The 24,868-nt window shown below is 34.2% G+C and carries 23 protein-coding genes; 6 read left to right on the plus strand and 17 right to left on the minus strand.

The features are described from left to right. Nucleotides 1-137 precede the first annotated feature (137 nt). Nucleotides 138-617 (minus strand): SRPBCC family protein, encoded by a 480-nt coding sequence (locus ACSUE0_RS08795; protein ID WP_436957004.1) that lies wholly within the window; start codon nt 615-617, stop codon nt 138-140. Between the two features lie 115 nt (nt 618-732). Continuing rightward, nucleotides 733-2,361: a ribulokinase gene (locus ACSUE0_RS08800; protein ID WP_436957006.1), complete on the minus strand. Its 1,629-nt coding sequence runs from the start codon at nt 2,359-2,361 to the stop codon at nt 733-735. Between the two features lie 204 nt (nt 2,362-2,565). Here ACSUE0_RS08800 and ACSUE0_RS08805 point away from each other — a divergent pair, with 204 nt between their 5' ends. The 3 genes from ACSUE0_RS08805 to ACSUE0_RS08815 are packed head-to-tail and all read left to right on the plus strand — an operon-like array spanning nt 2,566 to nt 5,722. After that, nucleotides 2,566-3,639 (plus strand): alcohol dehydrogenase catalytic domain-containing protein, encoded by a 1,074-nt coding sequence (locus tag ACSUE0_RS08805; protein ID WP_436957008.1) that lies wholly within the window; start codon nt 2,566-2,568, stop codon nt 3,637-3,639. A gap of 15 nt (nt 3,640-3,654) precedes the next feature. Continuing rightward, nucleotides 3,655-4,893 carry an MFS transporter gene (locus ACSUE0_RS08810; RefSeq protein WP_436957009.1) on the plus strand — a complete coding sequence of 413 codons (1,239 nt, stop codon included), beginning with the start codon at nt 3,655-3,657 and terminating at the stop codon, nt 4,891-4,893. Between the two features lie 40 nt (nt 4,894-4,933). Continuing rightward, nucleotides 4,934-5,722, plus strand: coding sequence for a DeoR/GlpR family DNA-binding transcription regulator (locus ACSUE0_RS08815; RefSeq protein WP_119613455.1), 789 nt, complete (start codon nt 4,934-4,936; stop codon nt 5,720-5,722). A 109-nt stretch (nt 5,723-5,831) separates the two neighbouring features. Here ACSUE0_RS08815 and ACSUE0_RS08820 read toward each other — a convergent pair whose 3' ends face one another. From ACSUE0_RS08820 to eda, 9 genes are all read right to left on the minus strand, one after another. Further along, nucleotides 5,832-7,553, minus strand: a complete 1,722-nt coding sequence (locus ACSUE0_RS08820) for an ABC transporter ATP-binding protein (RefSeq protein ID WP_119613454.1) — start codon at nt 7,551-7,553, stop codon at nt 5,832-5,834. Between the two features lie 374 nt (nt 7,554-7,927). Beyond that, the gene (locus ACSUE0_RS08825; RefSeq protein WP_436957012.1) at nt 7,928-8,749 is read right to left on the minus strand and encodes an SDR family oxidoreductase; all 822 of its coding nucleotides are present in this window, start codon (nt 8,747-8,749) and stop codon (nt 7,928-7,930) included. Next, nucleotides 8,749-9,780, minus strand: a complete 1,032-nt coding sequence (locus ACSUE0_RS08830; protein ID WP_436957014.1) for a mannonate dehydratase — start codon at nt 9,778-9,780, stop codon at nt 8,749-8,751. The genes ACSUE0_RS08825 and ACSUE0_RS08830 overlap by 1 nt, the downstream gene beginning before the upstream one ends. A 2-nt stretch (nt 9,781-9,782) precedes the next feature. Continuing rightward, nucleotides 9,783-11,189: a glucuronate isomerase gene (gene uxaC / locus ACSUE0_RS08835; RefSeq protein ID WP_436957016.1), complete on the minus strand. Its 1,407-nt coding sequence runs from the start codon at nt 11,187-11,189 to the stop codon at nt 9,783-9,785. Between the two features lie 17 nt (nt 11,190-11,206). Further along, entirely contained in the window at nt 11,207-12,502 is a 1,296-nt protein-coding gene (locus ACSUE0_RS08840) for a TRAP transporter large permease (protein ID WP_436957018.1), read from the minus strand. After that, nucleotides 12,499-13,008 carry a TRAP transporter small permease gene (locus ACSUE0_RS08845; RefSeq protein ID WP_017722986.1) on the minus strand — a complete coding sequence of 170 codons (510 nt, stop codon included), beginning with the start codon at nt 13,006-13,008 and terminating at the stop codon, nt 12,499-12,501. The genes ACSUE0_RS08840 and ACSUE0_RS08845 overlap by 4 nt, the downstream gene beginning before the upstream one ends. After that, entirely contained in the window at nt 12,983-14,020 is a 1,038-nt protein-coding gene (locus ACSUE0_RS08850; protein ID WP_119613448.1) for a TRAP transporter substrate-binding protein, read from the minus strand. Before ACSUE0_RS08850 ends, ACSUE0_RS08845 begins: the two co-directional genes overlap by 26 nt. A 26-nt stretch (nt 14,021-14,046) precedes the next feature. Beyond that, entirely contained in the window at nt 14,047-15,018 is a 972-nt protein-coding gene (locus ACSUE0_RS08855; RefSeq protein WP_436957020.1) for a sugar kinase, read from the minus strand. After that, nucleotides 15,015-15,638, minus strand: coding sequence for a bifunctional 4-hydroxy-2-oxoglutarate aldolase/2-dehydro-3-deoxy-phosphogluconate aldolase (eda, locus tag ACSUE0_RS08860; protein ID WP_436957022.1), 624 nt, complete (start codon nt 15,636-15,638; stop codon nt 15,015-15,017). The genes ACSUE0_RS08855 and eda overlap by 4 nt, the downstream gene beginning before the upstream one ends. 137 nt (nt 15,639-15,775) lie before the next feature. Here eda and ACSUE0_RS08865 point away from each other — a divergent pair, with 137 nt between their 5' ends. Then, complete coding sequence (locus tag ACSUE0_RS08865) at nt 15,776-16,720, plus strand: LacI family DNA-binding transcriptional regulator (RefSeq protein ID WP_436957024.1); 945 nt, start codon at nt 15,776-15,778, stop codon at nt 16,718-16,720. Nucleotides 16,721-17,538: 818 nt separating this feature from the next. Here the strand turns inward: ACSUE0_RS08865 and cidR are convergent. From cidR to isaB (ACSUE0_RS08885), 4 genes are all read right to left on the minus strand, one after another. Further along, nucleotides 17,539-18,414: a cidABC operon transcriptional activator CidR gene (gene cidR / locus ACSUE0_RS08870; protein ID WP_119613444.1), complete on the minus strand. Its 876-nt coding sequence runs from the start codon at nt 18,412-18,414 to the stop codon at nt 17,539-17,541. A 72-nt stretch (nt 18,415-18,486) separates the two neighbouring features. Then, nucleotides 18,487-19,314: a class A beta-lactamase gene (gene bla, locus ACSUE0_RS08875; protein WP_436957061.1), complete on the minus strand. Its 828-nt coding sequence runs from the start codon at nt 19,312-19,314 to the stop codon at nt 18,487-18,489. Between the two features lie 420 nt (nt 19,315-19,734). Next, nucleotides 19,735-20,319 carry an immunodominant staphylococcal antigen IsaB family protein gene (gene isaB, locus ACSUE0_RS08880; protein WP_119613442.1) on the minus strand — a complete coding sequence of 195 codons (585 nt, stop codon included), beginning with the start codon at nt 20,317-20,319 and terminating at the stop codon, nt 19,735-19,737. Between the two features lie 56 nt (nt 20,320-20,375). Next, nucleotides 20,376-20,933, minus strand: coding sequence for an immunodominant staphylococcal antigen IsaB family protein (isaB, locus tag ACSUE0_RS08885; RefSeq protein WP_436957063.1), 558 nt, complete (start codon nt 20,931-20,933; stop codon nt 20,376-20,378). Between the two features lie 278 nt (nt 20,934-21,211). On the opposite strand from isaB (ACSUE0_RS08885), the gene ACSUE0_RS08890 reads away from it, so the two are divergent. Beyond that, the gene (locus ACSUE0_RS08890) at nt 21,212-22,603 is read left to right on the plus strand and encodes a gluconate:H+ symporter (RefSeq protein WP_436957027.1); all 1,392 of its coding nucleotides are present in this window, start codon (nt 21,212-21,214) and stop codon (nt 22,601-22,603) included. A 74-nt stretch (nt 22,604-22,677) separates the two neighbouring features. Here ACSUE0_RS08890 and ACSUE0_RS08895 read toward each other — a convergent pair whose 3' ends face one another. Next, the gene (locus tag ACSUE0_RS08895) at nt 22,678-23,757 is read right to left on the minus strand and encodes an aldo/keto reductase (RefSeq protein ID WP_119613439.1); all 1,080 of its coding nucleotides are present in this window, start codon (nt 23,755-23,757) and stop codon (nt 22,678-22,680) included. 222 nt (nt 23,758-23,979) lie between these two features. Between ACSUE0_RS08895 and ACSUE0_RS08900 the strand changes: the two genes are divergently transcribed. After that, the gene (locus ACSUE0_RS08900) at nt 23,980-24,285 is read left to right on the plus strand and encodes a monooxygenase (protein ID WP_119613438.1); all 306 of its coding nucleotides are present in this window, start codon (nt 23,980-23,982) and stop codon (nt 24,283-24,285) included. A 77-nt stretch (nt 24,286-24,362) separates the two neighbouring features. On the opposite strand, the gene ACSUE0_RS08905 is transcribed toward ACSUE0_RS08900, so the two are convergent. After that, nucleotides 24,363-24,839 (minus strand): DUF1440 domain-containing protein, encoded by a 477-nt coding sequence (locus ACSUE0_RS08905; RefSeq protein ID WP_119613437.1) that lies wholly within the window; start codon nt 24,837-24,839, stop codon nt 24,363-24,365. Nucleotides 24,840-24,868 lie beyond the last annotated feature (29 nt).

Genomic DNA, 24,868 nt, shown 5'->3' on the forward strand with positions numbered 1-24,868 from the left:
AGGAACACGATGAAAAAGTAACTCGTATTACATAACATAACTAACTAAAATACATACCAAGCCCCTCATTACCTTCATTATGTAATAAGGGACTTATATTCATATGATAATACTATATAATGATTTCACGTCTGTTATTAAGCAAGTATTTGCTTTAGTTGCTCAAACATTTCATTATATCCTTCTTCTGTTTGCTTTTTAGTATCTTCCTTTGATTGTTCGTATGATTGCTTGTTAATTGTGTCGTTTAAAGGTACTTTTAAACCTTGATTAAATTTAACTTGTGTTTCATTTTCTAAATCTATAAACTCAACGGTTATGATATCTTCTAAATCACTAAATTGGGGCATTTTAAATGAGTACATCAATTTATATGGTTTTACAATATCCATATATGTACCTGTCGCTTTATATGTTTTACCTTCTCTTTCATCAACTATCTCCCACTCACCATTAATTTCAAACTGGTTCTGTGCGACTTTATTTGTTTCTTTAGAGGTATACAACCATTTCTTGAAAATCTTTGGTTCTGTCCATGCCTCAAACACTTTTTCAACCGAAGCGTTCACTTTAAATTCTATATTTAAATTTACGATTTCCCACTCCACAACAGTCATCCCCTTAGTAATATTAATTACTATATCATTTCCTCTTTTTACACCTATAAACCACAAATACCTAGTGTTCCCAATTGTAGCATTAACTATTTCAAATTGTATTATAACTGTAAAGTTACATTAATGCACTAACATTACGCATAATACGTGCTTTTTTGTAACCATGTAAATCATGCAATTCTTTGTAAGCGCTGAATAATTTTTTATAAATACGTACTTGTTGAGCATCTGGTTCTACTTGATAAAGTACCGGTTCTTTCATCGCCTTTATAGCTGAATTGAAATCAGGATGGGCGCCTCCACAAATAGAACCTAATATTGCTGCACCAATAGCTGGTGCATATTCACTATCAATTACAGTAATCTTCTTATTTAATATATTGGCATAGATTTCCATCAATAAACCATTCTTTTTAGGAATACCTCCACAAGCAAATACATGATCAACTTCCATTTGCCATCCTTGATATTGTTGCATAATCATTTTTGCACCAAATGCAGTTGCCTCCAAATATGCACGATAGATTTCCTCATGTCTTGTCTGTAAACTCATTCCAAAGAGACTACCTTTTAAATTACTATCACTTAATACACTACGATTACCGTTATGCCAATCTAAAGCAATAAGACCACTTTCACCTGGATAAAGTTGAGCAGCTTTTTCATTAAGTAAATCAAATATAGAAATTCCACGTGATTCTGCTGTTTTAACATAATCATAAGGGGCTTGCTTCGCGACATATTCAAACAAATCACCTACTGCCGTTTGCCCCGCTTCATAAGCATATAAATCCGGAATGATGGCTCCTTTAACTGATCCAGAAATCCCGGGAACTTTATGTTGTTCTTTATTAAGCATTAAATGACATGTGCTGGTCCCCATAACCATTGTCATTTCTTTATCTTTCTCTGAACCAATACCTAATAAACTTGCGTGTGCATCAATGATAAACGGACTGACATGTGTCTCTGGTGACAAACCTAGTTTTTCTGCCATCTCTTTGCATAAAGTACCTACACTATCCCCTATACTGACTACTGGTGCATCAACTTTTGTACGTACAATATTTGATAAATTTGAGTCTACTTTATCAAATAAATCATAATGAAAACCTGTCTCTGCTTCCCAAAATGATTTGAAGCCCAAGCCACAATTAGACCTTACATTCTGACCAGTCAGACGATTTACAATCCAGTCGCCCGCTTCCATAATATTTGCTGTAACGTCCATAACTTCAGGTGCTTTATTGTTAACTTCCATGATTTTAGGAATCATCCATTCACTACTAACGTTAAATCCATAGTACCCTAACCATCTATTTTTAGCTTCTAATGCCGTCTTAAATAATAAATCTGCTTCATCTTGTGCGCCATGGTGTTTCCACAGCTTTACATAAGCATGTGGATTATCTTGAAAACCTGCTCTATTGTGTATGGGTTCCATTTGTTCATCTACAAATATAACTGTTGAAGATGTAAAATCAATGCCTATGCCTACGATTTCAGACACTGAAATATTGGTTCTTTCTATAATGGCAGGAATACCTGTCTCAATGATTTCCATATAATCATTGGCATTTTGGAGCGCAAAACTTTGGGGTAGTTTCTCTCCACCCAACTCACCTTCTATTGTGCCATGTGTATAGTTTTTTATATATTGTTCTTCAATTTTCCCATTTTCGGTATTAATCAAAAATACTCTACCTGAACCAGTACCAAAATCAATGCCTATGCTGTATGTCATTGTATAAGCCCCCCATTTACCTCTCTTTAAGAAAACGCTTTCTTAAATCATAATTAAATTCAAACTAAAAATCAACATAAAAAATCATAAAAAAACAAATAACTGCAAAACAGAACAAAATAAGTTTGACAAATTTACTTGTAAGCGTTTACTATTGTCGATATAAACATATATGAACAAATAATATCAAGGAGATGTGCAAATATGAAGATTCAATCGAATGCTTTCCGATTAACTGAACCTGGTCAATTCGAACAAGCTACACTTATTCATGACTACGATGATAGAGATATTATTATTAGACCAACTAAAGCAAGTGTCTGTCATGCAGATTTACGCTATTACACAGGTAATCGTCGTCCTGAAGCACTCGCAAAAAAATTACCTATGGCATTGTTTCATGAAGGAATTGGTATCGTTGAAGATTCCAAGCATCCAGATTTCATCCAAGGTGACAAGGTTGTCATTGTTCCAAATATTCCTTCTTACCTACGTAAACAAACTTTTGCATCTTCTCCTTATCAAGATAATTATGATGAACATGCTTTATTTATGGGAAGCGGCTTTGATGGTATATGCCAAGATCAACTGGTGGTACCTGGCGATAATGTAGTTAAAGTACCTGATACTTTAGATGAAGACGTTGCTTTGTTAGCAGAATTATGTTCTGTTTCGTTATTCCCTATCAATCAACTTGAACATATCACTACAGATAACTCTCCTCAAGTTGCCATATTCGGTGATGGCCCCGTTGGTTACTTAGCAGCTACAGCATTACATTATATTCACGGTATAAAACAAGAACAATTGTTAGTGTTTGGAGCCATCGAAGAAAAGTTAGCTGCTTTCGAAAGTTTTGCAACGACTCATTTAGTCTTTGACTATGATTTCAAACAACATCGTGGCGTACATACTGTGTTTGAATGTGCTGGCGGCAAATTCTCTGAATCTGCTATTAACCAAGCCATCGACTTAATTGATAGACAAGGTCATATTGTATTAATGGGTGTCACTGAGGAGCGGGTCGGTATCAATACGCGTGATGTACTTGAAAAAGGCCTAACATTTTCAGGGAGCTCTCGTAGTACAAAACGCGAATTCGAACAGCTTATCAATGCTTTCAGCAACAAACAATATCAGAAAGCGTTAAGACAGTTAATTCCTGACACTTACTATCATATTTATAACACAAATGATTTAAAAGTAGCGTTAGATGATACAACAGCAAACAAAGGATGGAAGAAAACTTATTTACAATATCATTGGAAAAATGACTAAAAAGGTGGTTTATAAATGAATAATTCAAGTTCTATTCTAGGTATGCCTCGACAAATTATTTGGGGCTATATTGGTATCATCGTCTTTATGATGGGTGACGGCTTAGAGATTGGTTGGCTAAGCCCTTGGCTACATGGACATGGTTTCTCTGTTCAAGAAACAAGTTTACTCTTCTCTGCATATGGTGTAACAGTTGCTATAGCAAGTTGGCTCAGTGGTGTATTTGCGGAAGCACTTGGGGGTAAACGTACCATGTTATTAGGCTTATTCTTCTATATTATCGGTACTATTTTCTTTGTTGGCTTTGCAATTCCGTCTCAAAACTTATCACTAATGTTACCAGCATATGCATTAAGAGGTTTGGGTTATCCCTTATTTGCTTATTCATTCTTAGTATGGATATCGTATCGTTCAGAACAAAAGACACTCGGCGCAGCTGTTGGATGGTTTTGGTTTGTCTTCACAGGTGGCTTAAACGTTCTTGGCGCCCTCTATTCTATTTGGGCAATCGAATATTTAGGGCATATAAATACATTATGGAGCTCATTAATATGGGTTGTTCTAGGTGGTTTCTTTACTATAATATTAAATAAAGACACACTACCTTCAAGCCAAGGTAGTGCTTTAGAAAAACTTAAAGAAGTATTTAAAGGGGTAACTATTGTTGCCGAAGAACCAAAAGTGTTATTGGGTGGTATTGTTCGTGTCATTAATACGACGGCACAATTCGCGTTTCCAGTTTTCTTACCTATTTATTTATCATCTTTTGGTATCCCGACCTCTAAATGGCTAGCGGTATGGTCCACCATTTTTGTTGGTAATATCTTGTTTAACCTTATCTTCGGTGTTGTTGGGGACAAGATTGGTTGGCGTAATACTGTAATGTATTTCGGTGGCATTGGAAGCGGTATTTCGGTACTATTGATGGGTTATGTCCCTATTTGGACAGATGGCAATTTAGCTTTATTAACAATTGTTGGTTTCTGTTGGGGTGCGTTTATTGCAGCATATGTACCACTATCTGCATTAGTACCTTCCCTTGTTAAAAAAGATAAGGGCGCAGCTTTATCCGTGCTTAACTTAGGTGCTGGCTTACCTGTATTTGTCGGTCCAATGATTGTTTATCTATTCATCGGTAGTATAGACGCAATCGGCGTGATTTGGGTCCTTGCCATTTTATACTTTATCAGTACATTCCTGACTTATTTTATTAAAATGCCAAAACATATGCAAAATGGTGAATATCCCACATAATTAGTAATAGCCAAACAATAATTTTAGGAGGTGGTCGTCGGTGTTACCAGCAGAAAGAGAACAACATATTATTACATTTTTGAAAGCTAATAAGAAAGCCACGATACACACGTTAGCTAATGAATTCAATGTACATGAAGCAACGATTCGTCGTGACTTAAATAAATTAGAACAGTACAACCACATCAAGCGGACGCATGGTGGTGTCGTATTAAATGACACGGAGGTTTGGGATGAATTAAACTTTGATGACCGTGAAACAAGTTATTATTATGAGAAAGTAGCTATAGGTCAAAAAGCTGCTGAATTTATTGAGGCGAACGACACTTTGTTCATTGATTCTGGATCGACGACATTACATTTTGCGCGTGCACTTGCACAAAAAAGCAATTTAACAATTATTACTAATGATATTCATATTGCTTCTATTTTAAAATCAACATCTAACCAAGTCATCGTTACTGGTGGTACCTTATATAAAGATAATTACTTGTTGAATGGTATGATGACAAACGAAGCACTTAAACGATTTAACCCTTCTAAATTATTTCTCGCAACACCTGCTATTGATTTAGAAAAAGGCGTTACACACTTTAATGACACACTAGCTTCTACAAAAATACAAATGGTTAAACAAGCCAAAGAAATTTATGTGCTTACTGACAGTTCTAAATTTGACAAAGTGTCTCTTTATCACGTTTGTCCTAATGACGCAATCGATGTATTGGTAACGGACCAAACTAACTCAAAAATTGATTGGCAAAGTTATCACAATCACTTTAATAAAATCATTACGGTAAATGTAAACACACAATCTGAACCCTTTTAAAAAACAGTCCCAATATACAAACACTATTTACTATTTGTGTGAACAAAAAAGCGTGCACCATTAGGTACTGAGCCTATTGATGCACGCTTTTTATTTATCTACTTTAAAATTAAAAAGTCTCAACTTCCGCAAATTGTGATGTGTAAAGTTGTTTATATGGACCTTCTTGCTGCATAAGGGTTTCATGACTTCCCTCTTCCAATATTTGTCCGTCTTTTATAAATATTATACGATCTACATCTTTAATCGTTGATAACCTATGCGCAATAATTAAAGATGTTCGATCTTCCGAAAGTTTCTTAAACGCTTTTTGAATTTTATTTTCTGTTTCAATATCTAGTGCACTTGTTGCTTCATCTAAAATAATAATAGATGGGTCTTTCAAAAACATTCTCGCAATCGATATACGTTGTTTTTGTCCACCAGATAATTTTGTACCTCTTTCTCCTACGAGTGTATCAAGTCCGAATGGCAACTCATTTATAAATGTTTCTAGTTGAGCGTTACGGATGGCATTCCATATCTGTGTTTCATCGGCATCTAAATGTCCATAGACAATATTATCCCTTAATGTGCCAGAGAACAAGAAAACATCTTGCTGAACAACTCCAATTTCTGAACGTAATGAAGCTAATTGGATAGAACGAATACTTTGCCCATCTATTAAAATATCACCTTCATCTACTTCATAAAAGCGTGGTAATAACGAACTAATTGTAGTCTTGCCACTACCGCTTGGACCAACTAATGCGATCTTCTCACCTTGATGAATTGTTAAATTCATATGATTTAAAATGGGTGTCTCCCCATAGCCAAACGACACATCTTTATATTCAATAGTCTTAGGCTTTGTCGGCATCTTAGTAGCATGTGGATTATCTTGTATTTCAGGATCTAATGCTAAGATTTCTCTAAAATTATTAAATCCTGCAATAGCTTTTGGAAATAATTCGATAATCATGTTAATTTGTTCTAAAGGTTTAAATAATACATTCGTAATCATAATAAATGCTACGATACCGCCGTAACTTAAATCTCCATGTAATACGAAATAACTACCTACGATTAACACAATAACCAGTGTTAATTTTTGGGCGATATGACTAATTGTAATATTCCAAGACATGTAATTATATGCCTTTAATTTGGTAGCTCTAAAATTGTCATTTATACTATTGAATTTCTGTTGTTCATGACGTTCATTAGTAAATGCTTGAACTAATCTAATACCACCAACATTATCTGCTATCAATTCATTAAAACGAGACACATTCGCGAATAGCCCTTTAAATGCTCGAGACATTTTTTGACTGAAATATATAGCTAATATAAAAACAATCGGCACAACACAGAATGTAATAAGCGCTAATTTCACATCAATCGTTAACATAATTACAAACGCACCGATTAAAGTCATAATAGATAGAAATATATCTTCTGGGCCATGATGCGCTGCTTCACCAATATCCATTAAATCATTGGTTAGTCGTCCTATTAATTTCCCAGACTTTTGATTATCAAAATACTTAAAGTTTAATTTTTGAATATGACTATATAAATCATTACGCATATCTCGCTCTATATTTGTGCCTAACTTATGCCCCCAGTACGTGACAACAAATTTAAGCACTGATTCAATAGCAAAAATGCCTAGTAATACTAATCCAAAAATCACAATAAGATTCCAATTATTCGTTGGTAACAGACGATCTATGTAAATACTCGTTATGAGTGGAAATATTAACTCTAATAAACCGACAACTATGGCAGAACCAAAATCTATAAAAAATAATCCTTTGTATGGCTTATAATATTTCAAAAATGATTTCACAACATCCCACCTAATCTATAATTTATAAATGTGCATATGTCTTTCATTATGGATTAAGTGATAATTATTATCAATGCTTTTTCATAATTGAGCTACATACTTTTACAATAAAAATAAGAGTGGATCAGAAACCAATTTTGATTACATCGATTTCGTATCACACTCCCTCAACAATAATTAACCATTCATATATTTATTATAATATTTACTTTGTCATTTTTTACAATGATAGTAATATGTGGTTAAGTATATAAACCTTTACAACATAACGACTCCGTTTCTTAACTGAAACCGACTTCAGCTATGCAGTCATTTGGCTATTTTCTCCTTCGACCTGTCGACTAACTGACACTTCGGCCAGTTATCAATCTTTTCTAAACTCCAGAATATGATGAGAATCCACCATCGACTGGTACGACTATACCAGTAACAAATCCACTCATATCGTTATCCATTAACCAATAAAGTGTACCTAAAATTTCTTCAGGTTCGCCAAAACGATTCATTGGTGTTTGGGATAAAATTTTCGAAGCACGTTCGGAATATGAGCCATCTTCATTACGCAGCAATGCTCTATTTTGGTTTGTTTCAAAGAAACCTGGTGCAATTGCGTTAACACGAATTCGCCCTGCAAAGTAAGTGCTTAACCACTGTGTAAAGTTACTCACTGATGCTTTAGCACCACTATATGCTGGAATCTTCGTTAATGGTGTAAAAGCATTCATAGATGATATGTTAATAATCGTTCCTGTTTCAACTTCTACAACATCTTCACCAAATACTTGTGATGGTAAGAATGTACCTGTGTAGTTTAACTTAAACACTTTATCTACACCTTCTTCTGTTAAATCGAAGAAGGTTTTATCACCGTCTTCATCATACATTTCATCATTCGTTGTAGCATTTGGATTATTACCACCTGCGCCATTAATAAGTACTGAAATTTTTCCAAATTTATCGTTAAACGTTTGTTTGGCTTGTTGTAACGACGATTTATCTAATACGTTAGCTACCAGTGCAACGGTTTGTGTTCTTTCTTTATCAATTTCATTTTGTAAATCCACAATTTTCTCTTCGGAACGTCCTAGAATCCCCACATTCGCACCTTTTTCTACAAGTGATTTCACAAATGTTGAACCTATTACTCCTGTTGCTCCTGTAATAACGACATTAATGTCTTTAAATTGTGCAGTCATTATTTACTCACTCCTTCAATTAAACCATTAATATATGTTGCCCCTAATGCTCTATCGAACAATCCATAGCCTGCTTTCCCTGTTTCTCCCCAGATCATACGTCCATGGTCTGGTCTAATTGTACCTTTATATTCTATATCTCTTAATGCTTCTACAACTGCTTTCATATCTACAGATCCATTTTTAGATAAGTGGCCTGTTTCAACGAATGAAAATTCATCTAAGCGTTTTACATTACGCATATGGACAAAATGAATATGCTCACCAAATTCTCGAATCATAGTTGGCAAATCATTCTCAGCTAAGGATCCTAGAGACCCAGTACAGAAACAGATACCGTTATGTTTACTATCATTTATTGCTAGTAATTGTCTGTAACTGTCATTATTCTTGATAATACGAGGAATACCAAAAATTGACCATGGTGGATCGTCCGGATGAATCGCTAAATCAATATCGTGCTCAATTGCAGTAGGTAACACTGCGTCTAAGAAATATTTTAAGTTTGCCCACAATTGTTCATCTGACATTTCACGATATGTTGTAATGAGTTGATTCATCTCTGCTCTCGAATAACTTTCGTCCCATCCTGGTAAATTCAAATCTGTTGTTAAAGGATCGATATCTTTCAACTGATCGTGTTTATAAATCAATGTATTAGATCCATCATCAAGTTCGTAATCTAGCTGTGAACGAGTCCAATCAAATACAGGCATAAAATTATATGTGACTGTTTTAATGCCATTAGCCGCTAAATTTTCCAATGATATTTTATAATTTTCAATTAAAGCGTCACGTTCTGTCGTCCCCATTTTAATTTTTTCACTAACTGGAAGACTTTCTACCACTTCAAATTTTAAGCCTTCCGCTTCAATAGATTGTTTTAACTGAGAAATTCGTTCGGAAGTCCAAACCTCACCAACTGGTATATCGTAAATCGCCGTAACAATTTGCTTCATATCTGGAATTTGTTTAATGTTTTTTAAAGTTACGGGGTCATCTTCCCCGTACCAACGAAATGATAATTCCATAATTATTCCTCCTTAACTCCTTCAATTTTGAATAAATTAACTGCATTGTTATAGCAAATATCTTTCACCATTTGATCAATTGTCGATGGTGATAATGCAATTTCTCCTTTTTCAATCTTTTCTCCCAAGAAATTACATAATATTCTTCTAAAATACTCGTGGCGTGTATAAGAAATCATGCTACGAGAGTCTGTTAACATGCCGACAAATTTAGACAATAAACCAACGTTGGCATAATCTACTAGGTGACGTTCCATGCCTTCTTTAGTATCATTAAACCACCATGCCGCACCTAACTGTACTTTGTGTTCACTATTTGAAAAGTTACCTGCAGTCGCTTGAACCATTAAATGATCATTTCCATTATTAGGGTATATAATAGTGTCTGAAAGTGCCTGATGTTGCTCAAGATGGTCTAGCATAGCATTTAACCTCTTTGCGCTGAGTTGTTCTCCAACACTATCGAAACCACTGTCTGGGCCTACTTTGTCATACATATTTGTATTATTATTTCTTGTAGGACCTAAGTGGAATTGAACTACCCAATTCAATTCGTGATAGACTTTACTAATTTCTGTTAAAATATAGCCTGCTAATTCATATTGTTCAGTTTCTGAAACACTTTGACCACTTACTAATGTTTCAAATATCGCATTAGCTTCTTCAGACGAAGCAGTCATTAATGGTGTTTTTTCAAAACTTTGATCCGAACTTCTAGCTCCTTGTCTATCAAAGTAATGCACACGTGCTTTCAATGCTTCGATATAATTATTTAAGTTATTAATGTCACAATCAGTCGCTTCATCTAATTTAGTTATTTTTTCTTGCACTGTTGCACTACTTAAAAATACATAGCTATCCGGTCTAAATGTAGGACATACCTTGAATGTTACTTTTTTATCTTCATTTAACAATCGATGATATTTCAAATCGTCACATGGGTCATCTGTCGTACATACAACTTTCACATTACTTTGCTTTATTAAATTCTGTGGTGTGTGTGACGTCTTAGCTAATTTACGGTTTAATGATTTATAAAGTTTTTTTATATTTACTTTATCTAAATCAGTATCCTCATTAAAATAACGTTTTAATTCAAGTGCACACCAATGGTACATCGGATTAACGATTGAATACGGCAACATATGCATAAATGCTTGGAACTTATCAAAGTCATCTGCATTACCAGTGATATATGCTTCTTCAATACCGTAAGCCCTCATTAACCGCCATTTATAATGGTCTCCCCCTAACCAAAGCTGCGTAATATTCTCATAATTTTTATTTTCATAAATTTCTTTAGGGTCTAAATGACAATGGAAATCATAAATAGGTAAATCTTTCGCCTTTTCATATAACTTCACTGCTGTTTTATTGTTTAGTAAAAAATCATCAGTAATTAATGACATAATATTTTTCTCCTTTTCTATAATCCTAATAATTTAGGAAGGAATAATGAAAGTTCTGGGATAAATGTAATAAATAGCATCAAGATAATTAATGCGATGAAATATGGTACTAAATATTTAAATACTGCTTCTACACGTACGCCGCCAACACTTGCACCTACAAATAATGCACTACCTACTGGTGGTGTGATGTTACCAATGCATAAGTTAAAAGCGATAATAATCCCAAAATGAATTGGGTCTAAGCCTAAAACTTCTGAAATTGGTAAAAATATCGGCGTAAATATTAATACAGCTGGCGTGATATCCATAAACGTACCGATCACCAGTAAAATGACATTTATTAATAGTAATAAAATGATTGGATTATCAGTCATAGAAATAATGCCATTTGAAATTGCTTCAGGTAACCCCGTATAACTCATAACAAGCGAGAACAATGCAGAAGCAGTGATTAAGAACAATATCATCCCACTTATCTCTGCAGTCTCTTTTATCACATTAGGAATTTGTTTCAATGATAAACTTTTATAAATAAGCGATAATATAGTCGAATAAAGTACGGCTACAGCTGCGCCCTCAGTCGCAGTAAATACACCTGAAACGATACCGCCAATAACAACGACAATTAATAACAAACTTGGCAAAGCATCTAATGTTAAAAATAATTTATCTCTCCAACCAATACTTTCGGACACTTTATATCCTTGTTTTTTTGCCATAATAAAAGCTACTATCATACATGCAATGCCCCACAATATTCCTGGTATATAACCAGCTATAAATAATGCAGCAATCGATGTACCGCCACTCACTAGCGAGTAAACAATGAGTAATGAACTCGGTGGAATCAATAAACCTGATGGTGCCGAAGCAATATTAGCAGCTGCCGAGTATTCTTTTTTATAACCTTGTTTTTCTTCCATAGGTTCCATTATGCGCCCCATTGCTGCTGCGGCAGCTACACTTGATCCCGAGATTGAACCAAACAACATGTTCCCAACAATATTGGTATGTGCTAATGACCCAGGCAAACGACCTACGAGCACTTTTGCAAAGTTAACTAACCTAAATGCAATGCCGCCATTGTTCATTATGATACCTGCCAAAACGAATAGTGGTATGGCGAGCATCGTAAAATCGTCAATACCTGTAATCATACGTTGCGCTGCCGTCACTATGGTCACGTCAAATGGTAAAATTATTAACAACGTGATGAGCGAACTCAAAATAATCGCTAGTGCAATAGGCAAACCGAATAATAGGAAGAAGAAAAAAGTTATAAACAATACTAAACCTGCCATGATTGTCATATATGCTCACCTCCATCTTCCTTATTAGCTTCTTGGACTGTCGCTAATTCTTGTTTATCTAACAGGTTATATATAGCATAAAAAATAATAAACAAACCAGAAACAGGAAGTGCGCTATACATCACAGCCATTGATAAACCAGTTGAAGGTGCTATTTGTAACCATGTCAATTTAACTACCTCATAACCGCCCCAAATCATAAGAACCAGTGCTACAATAATTAAAATAATATCCGAAATTTTTTCCATTATTAATTGTATTTTCTGTGGTAATTTTTCACGGATAAATAATATAGCTATATGCTGTTTGATACCGAACACATAACTTGCACTTAGTAATCCAAACCAAATTAGTAAAAATCTTACTATTTCTTCACTTACCGTACTTGGACTATTAAAGATAAAACGTGTCAACACTTGGTAAATCGACAGGATAACCATTACGAAAAGGGCAATACCAGCTAAAGTTAGCAACAATTTATCAATGATTGTCTTTGCTTTCTTCATAGCGTTGTTCCTCCTTTTCGATTAATTTATAATCCGCTTTAGTGTCTGGATTCTTTTTAAATTCATCTTGTAAAGGTTTTGAAGACGCTTTGAATGATGATTTATCTACGTCATGGAATTTCACACCCATTTTTTCTTTAGCTGTTTTCTTACTATCCTCAACCGCGTTATCCCAAATCGTTTCATGCTTGTCAGTTGAATAAGCCGCTGCATCTTTCAGCCACTGTTGTTGTTCTTTAGAAAAACTGTCGTAGGTTTCTTTATTCATTATTAATATGTCTGGAACTATGGCATGCTCCGTATAGTAATAATTTTTAGCCACCTCACCATGATTATTACTTGTTAATGCTGTTTCGTTATTCTCCCCAGCATCAATAACACCTGATTGCATTGCAGTGTACACCTCTCCAAAATCCATAGGTGTAGGCGTACCGCCAAGTGATTTAATTAAATCGACGCTTGTTTTACTAGGCTGCACACGAGTTTTTAGCCCTTTTAAATCCTTACTTGTTTCAATTTTTTTATCTTTTGTATAGAGATTACGCATGCCTGCATCGTAATAAGTAATACCTAAAAATCCTTTATCCGCAGTTGATTTAAAAAAGGCATCTTGTACAGATTGTTTTTGCATCACATGTCGATAACTATCTTGCGACTCAAATAAATAAGGCATATTAAACAAGGAGTACGTTGGAGAAAAACTTTCTAATGCCCCTGCTGAAACCTTAGTCATCTGTATTGCGTTTGTTTGTGTCATTTCTATAGCTTCACGTTCACTACCTAATTGTCCATTTGGATATATATTAACTTTTATCTGTCCATGGGATTCTTTTTCTAATCTATCTTTAAAGATCTCAAGTGATTTGTGTACTGGATGTTCGGTTGGCTGATTATGCGCTAACATAATTTCTTTTTTCTTACTTTCTGCGCTAACTTTAGAATCTGATAACACAATAACTAACATGCCAGCTAAAAAGAATACGCTTACAAACAGAGCTAAAAATTTTTTCATGTTTTTCGCTCCTTTTAATTTAGACCTTAACGTTTCAGTTCACCAAAGTGCGACGACAGATTATGAACTGCACTTTCTTCTATATTTAATGCATCTTTATTTGTCGTATGTTGTATCACTGAGCATTTTGTAGCAAAATCAGTTATAGCATCTAATTGCCATCCCTTTGCTAGACCATGTAAAAATCCAGCCATAAACGCATCACCAGCTCCAATACGGTTAAGTACGGTATATGAATATGCTTTACCACTTATGAATTTTTCGCCAGCTAATGCAATTCCTTGCAATGTACTTTGTTCAATATCTCGATTACTGGAAGCCATTAAATCTATATCAAATCGCTTTTGTATTGTCTTAGCACAAGTTTCAATATCATCATATTCGTCGTTCGTTTCTAACAAGTGAGTAGCGTCTTTCTTACCAAAGAACAATACATCTACAAGTGGTAATACAGATTGAATTACCGGTAATGCTTCTGCTTTTGTCCATAAATTGCTACGGAAATTAATATCAAACACAATTTTAGTACCTTGTGCTTTTAATTCTGTAAGTACTGATACAATTTGCTCACGAATAGCCTTATTAACAGCTAATGTAATACCTGTGAAGATGAAGAAATCGCCACTTTGTGTAGCTAAGCCGTCGACAACTGTGTTTCCATGTTGCGCAAATGTAGAATACTCACGATCATATATAACTTTACCGCTTCTATAACCAAAACTTTCTTCCATGTAATAAGTCCCTATTCTACCTTGCTGTTGTTTCACGAATTCAGTGCCTACACGTGTTTGATACATTTTTTGTAATGCTATGTGACTCAGTGCATGTTGTGGTAACACCGTTAACATCTCTGTTTTATGACCAAATCCTGCTAATGTGATGAGCGCATTCAATTCTGCGCCGCCGACATTTACGTCAAATGTCTGTGTATCTTTAAGCTGTTCATAATTAGGCGGAGTATAGCGTAGTAACACTTCACCAAATCCAAATACCGTCATAAATTACCCTCGCTTTTTAATTCATCTACATAATCCATTAAACCTACTTTACCTTGTTGTTGATAAATTTTTGTTATTTCACTTCCGATACCGACCGCAAAGCTTCCTGCGTCTAACCATTCTTGATGATTATCTTTACTAATACCTCCTGTAGGAACAATTTCAATTTGAGGTAGAGGTCCTTTAAAATCTTTTATAGATTTTGGAGAAAACTGTGTCGCAGGAAATAGTTTCAATACTTTGCAACCGTATCGTAAAGATTCGACCATTTCTTTAACAGTCATACATCCAGGAATATAAGGTACATCATATAGATTAGCCATTTTCGCCGTCTCTTTATCAAAAGATGGACTTACTATAAATTTGGCACCATTTAAAATGGCATTACGTGCAGAGACGCTATCTAATACTGTGCCAGCACCAATAAGCGCATCTTCTCTCTTTGATAACTCACCAATAATATCGATGGCATTCGGAGTTGTTAATGTTACTTCAATAACATTAAGACCCTTATCTATGATTGTATGCGCAATATCTAAAAATGATTCAGCATCATCAGTACGCATCACCGCAATATGTTGTTCCTGTTGAATTGCTTTCATTGTTTCTACGGAATTCATCTTGTCATCCCCTTTTTAAAAATAGTTTGATCGAAAAATAACAACGTTGTTATTAATATCCAAAAAAATATTGTAATGCTTGTCTCTATGGTATAATTAATTCTATCTTAAATCAATCTATTTCAAGGAGAAGTTTTATGGCTGTGACTTTAAAAGATGTTGCCGAAGCCTGTGGTGTCAGCTATTCCACAGTCAGTAAAGCATTAAAAAATTCCCAATTAGTTAAACCAAAAACAAAACAAATGATTCAACAAAAGGCCGTTGAGATGAATTATATCCCAAATCATTCCGCAAGAGCTCTTGTTTCTAAAAAAAGTGGCACAATTGGATTAATCTGGCCATCTGTAGATCGAGTTGCTGTAACACATCTCATTACTGAAATTAATTTAGCTATTAAATCATTAGGTTATGTCATGTTTGTATCAATCGATGATGTCGCTGCTGCTTCAAAAAAATTTGTTGAATTTGGCTGTGACGGTATTGTTATTTTCGATGAAGGCGACGACTCTAACCTACCTCCAGAAATATATAACAATGTGCCTGTGGTAGCTTATGGTGTAGACCGTACAATTCCTTATCCAATCATTAACGTAAATCATGCTGAAGCAATGGTCATAGCAATAAAAGGATTGCTCGCTAAAGGCATTAATACAATAGACTATATTGGCGACATTAATACAACAGATGCTCGTCAAATTGCTAAAAAAGAAGCCATCATAAATTACTGTAAAACCAACAATGTTACCTACCGAATTATCGATTCTAACGGGTTGAATGCAATGGATGCTGAAGCTGCGGTCAAACAATTTTTAAATAACAACACCCTCTCACCGGGTGTTATTTGCGGAAGTTATGATATTACTGTAGGTACAATTAATGCTATGGATTCACGTCAACAACCTATAATTTATTCTTATGACAATATTCCACAAATAAAAAAATTGGATTATCCAGTTCAAGCTATAGGTGTACCGACTGCTGAAATTGCACAGCAAATTGTCACAACTTTAGATCAAGTCATCAAGGGTGAACCTACAGAATCTACGTATCACCTACATCCTTCTACAAGCAATGAAGACTAATTAATATATTGATATATACTATAAACAAAGCGCCCAAGACTACATGGACAGTGTAGACTTGGGCGAAATTGTTTGAGAGATATTTATCTAGAGGGTTAATGCATTTTTATGACTTCAAACGAAATATCCATTTCGTTCAATGTATTATAGTTTCGTCTGGTAATTGTTTTTAAAATCTAATAAGTGACTTCATAAATACGTATGTCATCTTATCGATTTACAACAGCCAGTATAACAATATGTTTTGTTAAATACAGTTAATATAACGTATAGTTAGGTTCATTCTTTCGTCTACGGTGTGGCATCCTGTGTCGAAATGATGCTTTACCAATGGCGTTGGATGGGGTGTTTTTAACGTTCATGACTGGGAGAAGTTAATTTAACATTGGTTTTATTTATCATTTTGATTATTATGTCTACATTCTTACAAGTAATACATCATTCATCTGTTTAAGGCTTACAAATAACAACCATATTAGGTTATGCCACAACGACTCTGTGCAGCAATAACGTATTACCCAGGCAATACATAATTTCAGACGCTTTTAATTTGATTAATAAGTTATGAACCCCAGTTAATAAAACGCTTTCTATTAAACTGCTGTTGTATCTTAGGTGTACGATAAAATAAATACATTATGAAATACTTATCTATAAATCATTATGAATGATTTATTTGCGAGTACTCATAACCCTCTACCACTCTATTATAGTATGGTAATTAATATGATTAAAATACATAGTTGGAATATTTAACATTCCCTGTTGGAATACTTAGTGTTAGCTAAATGCAATAATTAGCCATTACAAATCAACATTCATTTGTACTCTGTTAAAAATTGAATCCATTCATGTGTGACATAGTTCATATAGCTATCTTTTTTCCAAACCAATCCTAAATTCCATGCAGCATCAGCCCCCGTAATTTCAATGCCAACAACGCCATCATTTAAAATGCGTACAATACTCTCAGGCAAAATACTCACACCAATTCCATCTCGAATCATATTTTCAATAAAAGTAATTTGTGACATTTTCGCTACTGTTTTCGGATGAAAGCCAACTTTCCTACAACTTTCGATAATTTGGTCTTTTAAATAATAATCATCATGAAACATGATAAATTTTTCACTCTTCAAATCCCCTAGATACACAGATGAGTATTTCGCTAACTCAGCATTTTTATCGACCACTAGTAATAACTTTTCGTTATATAAAGGTACTCCATGGTAAATGTCATCATCTACAGGCAACGTAGTAATACCGACGTCAATTTCGTCGCTATTCAAATAAGATTCAACAGCTTTTCCACCACCTTCTATCACTTCATACGTTACATTTGGATATTTATTATGAAATTCATTTAAACTTTCTGTAAATAAACGAACATTCATAATAGCAGAAATACCAACACGAATATGTCCTCGTTCTAAGTTTGTGACGTCCCCCATTTCTAGCGACAAATCATCCAGTACAGCCAAAGCTTCAACGCACTTATCATAAAATATTTGACCAATATCTGTCAGTATAATGTGCTTTTTTCGTCTATCGAACAAAGTAATACTAAATTCATCTTCAATACTTTTGATATTCTTACTAATTGTAGACTGCGCGATATAAAGATGTTCCGATGCCTGTGTCATACCACCATTTTTCACAACTTCCACAAAATACTTCATTTGCTTAATTTCCATTTCAAACTCCTCTATGCCCCTCTGTTTAATTATTATCAGTAATTGATTCGATTCTTCGATGGGACAAATTTATCAATTCAATTTTTTAATTGCTTCTTCCGCTGCTGCTGCGATGATTTTGTCATCAGGTTTCGCGTTTTTTTGATCTTGTTTCGTATAAACTGCTAAAATAATTGGCTTTCTATGTTTGTCAGTATATATGAATGCTAAATCATTGCGTGTTCCATAAGTTAAACCTTGGCCACTCTTATCTCCAACAATATACTGTTTAGACACACCAGCTTTAATCAAACTATCACCAGTTTCATTTTCAATCATAACTTGTTTTAATAACGCTTGATTGTCTTTATCCATTTGGTTGCTAACTAACAATTTATGCAAGGTTGTTGCTGCTGCTCTTGGAGTCGTAGTATCAGCAATTTTAGTTGGATCGTAATCATTTAAATCTGGTTCTAACCTTTGCGGTTTTGAAATATAATCTCCTAGACCTTTAAGTTCATTGTTAAACCCTTCAATGTCACCAATTTCTTGTATAATCTTATTATTTGCAGTGTTATCACTTTGGAGCATAGATGCCTGCACTAAACTTTTCAATGATATTGTTTTACCTATGTATTTTTCGGTAACTGGAGAATACGCAACAATATCTTGTTCATTAATTTTTATCTTTTTATTAAGCTTATCGTTAGGCACATTATTAAGTAAAATCCCGCTCGCAATGGCTTTATAGGTAGAGGCAAATGCAAATCTTTCATCTGGGTTATGTTTGTATACTTTACCATTATCAGTATTCATACCGTAAACACCTATAGTGACATCATTCTCTTGTTCGATATGTTTAAGCTCACTCGCAGATGCGCTATTATAATACGTTAAATGTGCTAATATCAATATAAACATACTCACCAAAGTAGCTAGAAATATTTTTTTCATAAGAACCATCATCCTCCTAATCGTTTAAAATGTTTTTATTAAACTTTTTTATAATTATAACTGTAAAGTTAACTAATTAAAATCAACACAATAAAGAAATGAGACAGAAATCTAATTTAATTTAAAAATCTTCGTCGTCACACACTGTCAAATTGATTAGAGTTGAAAGGTGTAAAAGCTTAATCTGCGTTAAAATTCATGCATAAGTCCCACTAACTCAATAAATTGATTACAAGCGCTTTCGCCCTTGCATAAGAACTACTAACTTAATAAATTAAGAGTAGTTCTTTAGAGAAGTGGGACTTTATAATAATTAAGGCTGAGACAATTAAGTTTGCCTCAGCCTCTCTATTCACTATTTTAAATTATTCTTGCTATTAGATTATTCTATTGACCAATTGTCATTTCCATTAAATTGTCGTTTTGGTCAAAGAAAGCTGTATAGAAGCCATCATTTGTTTCATATTTTACAAACGTACCATCTTTATTACCTAATTTCCCTTCCTCAATAATTTCATTAGAATTGTGTGCATCTTTGAAAGTTTCTTTAGAAACTGAGTCCGGCTTTGTGAAGAATGTTATTTGAACTACTTCATTATCGCTATTAAAGGATACAGAAGTATCATAGATTTTTTTAACGTGGTCAAACTCTTTCTTAGCATCAGTATCTACTTTATAACCGTTAATTGAAACATTGTCATATTTTAAAGCACGTACAAAGTTATAATCTTGAGTGAATGATGGGTCATATGTTGTATAGCCCTCATAGTTATACCATGGTGTTTCAGCTTTTAGTTCTGCATTACTTTCAGCATTTGCACCACTCGCACCACCTTCACCATGTCCCCATTTTTGCTCTTGCTCAGCTGCTTGTGCACTTGGACTATTTGTCGTAATATATGCTGCTGAAGAACCTAGCACAAGTGTTGAAACAACGACAGTTGCTGAAAGTATCTTCCCTATTTTACGCATAATAAATCACTCCTTTAAATTTATGTCCTTTTTTGCCAAACAACAAATTTTCGTAATTAATGAATTTCTATTTGATATAGATAACCTTGTTTATCAAAGTACACATTATAATAACTTTCATTTGTTTCATATCTAACAAAACTACCTACATCACCTGGTGTTTCTCCTTCTGCTAAAATGTCATTACTTTGATGCGCATTTTTGAATTCAGTTTTAGAAATTGTATCAGGCTTTGTATCAAATCTTAATAACACAACTTCATCTTGTTCATTAAAGTTAATCATTGTATCATATAACATTTTTGAATGATCAAATTCTTTATAAGCATCTGGGTCCACTTTATATCCATTAATTGTGACATTATCGTATTTTAGCGCCTGTACAAAGTCGTCATCTACTGGAAATGATGCATCATGAGTTGTGTATCCATCATAATTGTACCATGGGGTTTCAGATTTCAGATCAACACCACCCTCACCATGTCCCCATGTTTGACTTGCTTTTGTTTCTGCTTTTACTTCTTGATTGCTACTCGTTAAATACGCAAGAGATTGCCCTAGAAACAGTACCATCGTTAAGCCTACTATTGTACATAACCTGACTAAATAACGAATATAATCACTCCTTCATTTTGTAGCACCTATCTGCAAAAGTGTAATTATTCACTTTCATCATACACCTAATATTTTTAATTGCAAGATAATATTAAACATTTAATAAATTAATTTTCTAGTTTTACCAGTATAATGAAAACGGTTTATTGTAATTATTTTTAATTTGTTTTAAAATGTTTCTCATGGCTAAAATTAATTTTCTTTCAAAACATTTAATGTCCGATGTATATAACAGAGATATTAATTAATTTTGTCATATTCAAAGGGGGAAACATCCATTGACAACTCAAGATTATCAACTATTGATTATAACTGTAATCAGTATTGTGTTACTGATTTTTTTAATCACTTCTAAATTAAAATTCCATCCACTACTAGCGCTGTTGCTTACAGCCATATTTGTTGGATTCACCTCGGGGTTAGGTATCGATAAAATTGTCGAATCGATAGAAGCAGGTGCCGGTTCTACACTTGGAGAAACTGGAGTAACTATTGCTCTAGGAGCAATGCTCGGCAAGATACTATCTGACTCTGGTGCAAGTGATAAAATTGCTTCATCTATACTCCACAATGCATCTTATAAAAAATTACCTTGGATGATGGCATTGGCTGCGTTTATCATTGGTATTCCAATGTTTTTCGAAGTCGGATTAATAATGCTTTTGCCACTAATTTTTACAATTGCTAAAAAGTTAGAAGACGAAAATAAAATTAAAGGGTCTGCGTATGTTGCAATTGGCGTACCTGTTATTGCAGCATTAGCAACTATGCATGGTATGGTACCACCACATCCAGGTCCTCTTATTTCTGTAAACCAATTTAACGCTAACATAGGTGTAACGATGATTTTTGGTATTATCTGTGCCATTCCAACTATTATCATCGCCGGTCCTTTATACGGAAAATTTATTACACCTAGATTATCTGTAAAGCCAAATCAAGATTTGTTAAACCAATATACTTCAGAAGATGATAATAAAGATGAACAATCAGAGTCCGTACCAACCATTTTAGCTTTTTCAACCATTTTAGTACCTGTCATCATGATGTTATTACATGCAATTGCAGGTGTTTTCTTTGGAGAAAAAACAATACAATATAAAATTTTTGAATTTTTAGGAAGTCCGGTCATTGCAATGTTTATTGGTGTGCTCTATGCCATAACCGTACTTGGTTATTTTAATAAACAAGATACACAAAAAATCCGTGATGCTTTAGGTAGTAGCTTAAAACCTATTGCAGGAATCATACTCATCATTGCTGGTGGTGGCGCATTTGGTCAAGTCCTCGAAGATTCAGGGGTAGGTACTGCTATTGTTCACCTAGCACACAGCTTTTCGTTATCTCCATTACTCATGGGTTGGGTGGTTGCTGCACTATTATCCATTTCAACAGGTTCTGCAACAGTTGGTATTGTTGGTGCAACTAACTTAATCTTTCCACTTGTTCAAGCAGACCCTAGTATAAACAAAGAATTATTAACTATTTCAATTGGATCAGGTTCATTATTCTTCAATTATGTGAACCATGGTGGATTCTGGTTAGTCAAAGAATCTTTTGGTATGTCCATGGGTGAAACATTTAAAACTATTACTATCGTACAGTCGATTGTCGGTATTTGTGGTTTAATCATGGTATTGCTATTAAATGCAATTATAGGTATTTTTTAAGACAAAAAAGGAGCTATTCCTCAAACTTGGAATAACTCCTTTTTTGTCTTTGCTCATTTTTGACAACACTATACTTACAATAGCGTACCTTTATTAGACATTAATTGATTGTAACCATCCAAATAAACTTTTTCTGATTCTGATGCTTTATCATAAGAGTTCATAGCACGATGCCACAGTGGATATATAGGCTCTGGGTTAGTTAAATCAGTAATTGCGGCTGTTTCTTGATTAGTTAATTTTAAATTATATGAGGCAATATTATCTTGTAGTTGTTCTTTCGTTCTAGCAGCTAAAACAAGAGAATCGACATTGGGACGCTCTCTAAGCCACGCAAGTGTAACTTGAGCTACTGAAACACGATGTTGCACAGCAATTTCTTGCAAGGTATCTATGAGGTTATAAAATAACGTTTTATCTTTGATATACGGTTCTGCCCAACCATCACCTTGTCTTGTGCCGGACTCACCAGACTGTTGTCTATTAATCTTACCTGTTAGTAATCCTTCTCCTAAAGGGGACCAAATGCTATTACCTATACCTAATTCTTTGGCAGCAGGTAATAACTCATATTCTGCTTCTCTTGATTCAGGCGTATAATAAATCTGTTGTGCGATTGGAGGTGCCATATTATTTTCTACTGCTAAAGTATGTGTCTTAGCTAATGCCCAACCACTATAATTAGACACGCCCCAGTAACGTATCTTACCTTTTCTAATCAAATCATTCATCACTTGTATCGTCTCTTCTACAGGCGTTTGGCCATCCCATAAATGTGTATAATATAAGTCAATATAATCTGTGTTCAAACGTTTTAAAGAAGCATCAATTGAGCGCTCTATGTTCACTCTCCCTGCTCCACCATCATTTGTATTATCTGTTAATTGAAATCCTGTCTTACTGCTGATAACCATCTGTTCACGTTTATCTCTAATCGCTTTACCTAACGCAATTTCCGCATCACCTTTAGCGTATAAATTAGCAGTATCGAATTGGTTGATACCTTGATTTAATGCATAATCTATCACATAGTCAGTCAACTCTTGAGACATACCACCTGCATTTTCAAAACCATTTGTACCTGCGAACGGAATACTACCAAGAGCATATTTCGATACCGATAAGCCTGAATTACCTAACAATTTATAATCCATAGTTATCCTCCTTATTAATATAGTTTTAACCATTTTCCCTTTAAAAGTAAATTTAAATCAAAATGACTTTTATAAAAATATATAAATCATATCATCATAGCTATTTAACATTTATATTTTTAATGAAATATACGTCAAACTCAAACTTTTGTTGGTACACATCATTACTAATTCTAGTTATAATGAACTTATAGTTAACTTAATTTCGAAAGGATGTTTTTAATGGTAACAATTTTACAAGTAGATTTTCCTTTAGAGGGACCATTTGGTAATGAGATGGCTCAACAATTTGAAGATTTAGCAACATCTATCAATCAGGAACCAGGATTTTTATGGAAGATTTGGACTGAGAATGAGTCAGAACAAGAAGCCGGAGGTATTTACGCATTTGATAATAAAACTCATGCAAAGCAGTATTTAGAGATGCATAGCCAACGTATCAAATCTATGGGTGTACCTTTTGTAAATGCTAAAATATTCGATGTTAATGAAAGTCTCACAAAAATTAATAAAGGTAGTATAAATTAAGCTATTACAATCAAAAACGCCCTCAACACATACTATCAGATGTATATGTTGAGGGCGTTAATTTATACTACGTATAATTATTTCACTGAATTTCTCACAAAATCTATCGTATTCATCCATATGATATGACCAATCAATTCTGAAAAATGTTCTTCTGGTGGTATTTCATCAACTTTAGGCGTAAGTTTTAGTATGGGTAAAATAATCTCATGAAATAACACATGGAGACCTATACCAAACATTCCACCTTTCCAACTTGAAATTGAGTTGTATTTTTCACTTAACAGTGCGTACAATGTAGCATTGACTATAGAAAAAACATAGTGAATACCCATGACTGAAAACGACACTTCATTGCCATTATATACATAAGATGCGTTACGTATTTTATCAGGCACGTTAAATATTTCCATCATCTTAACAGGTGGTGGTTCTTCATCACGTTTAGGCGTTCGTGGTGGTAAAAGACCTTCCCATCCTATTTTTACAGCGCCTCCTAAGAACCCGCCGATGGCCCCTGTAAGTACAACACGTTTAATTGAAAATCTAACCATATCCTCACCTCTTCAAATATCTTATAATA

This window comes from Staphylococcus sp. AS1337 (genome assembly GCF_051408735.1).
Classification (GTDB): domain Bacteria; phylum Bacillota; class Bacilli; order Staphylococcales; family Staphylococcaceae; genus Staphylococcus; species Staphylococcus xylosus_B.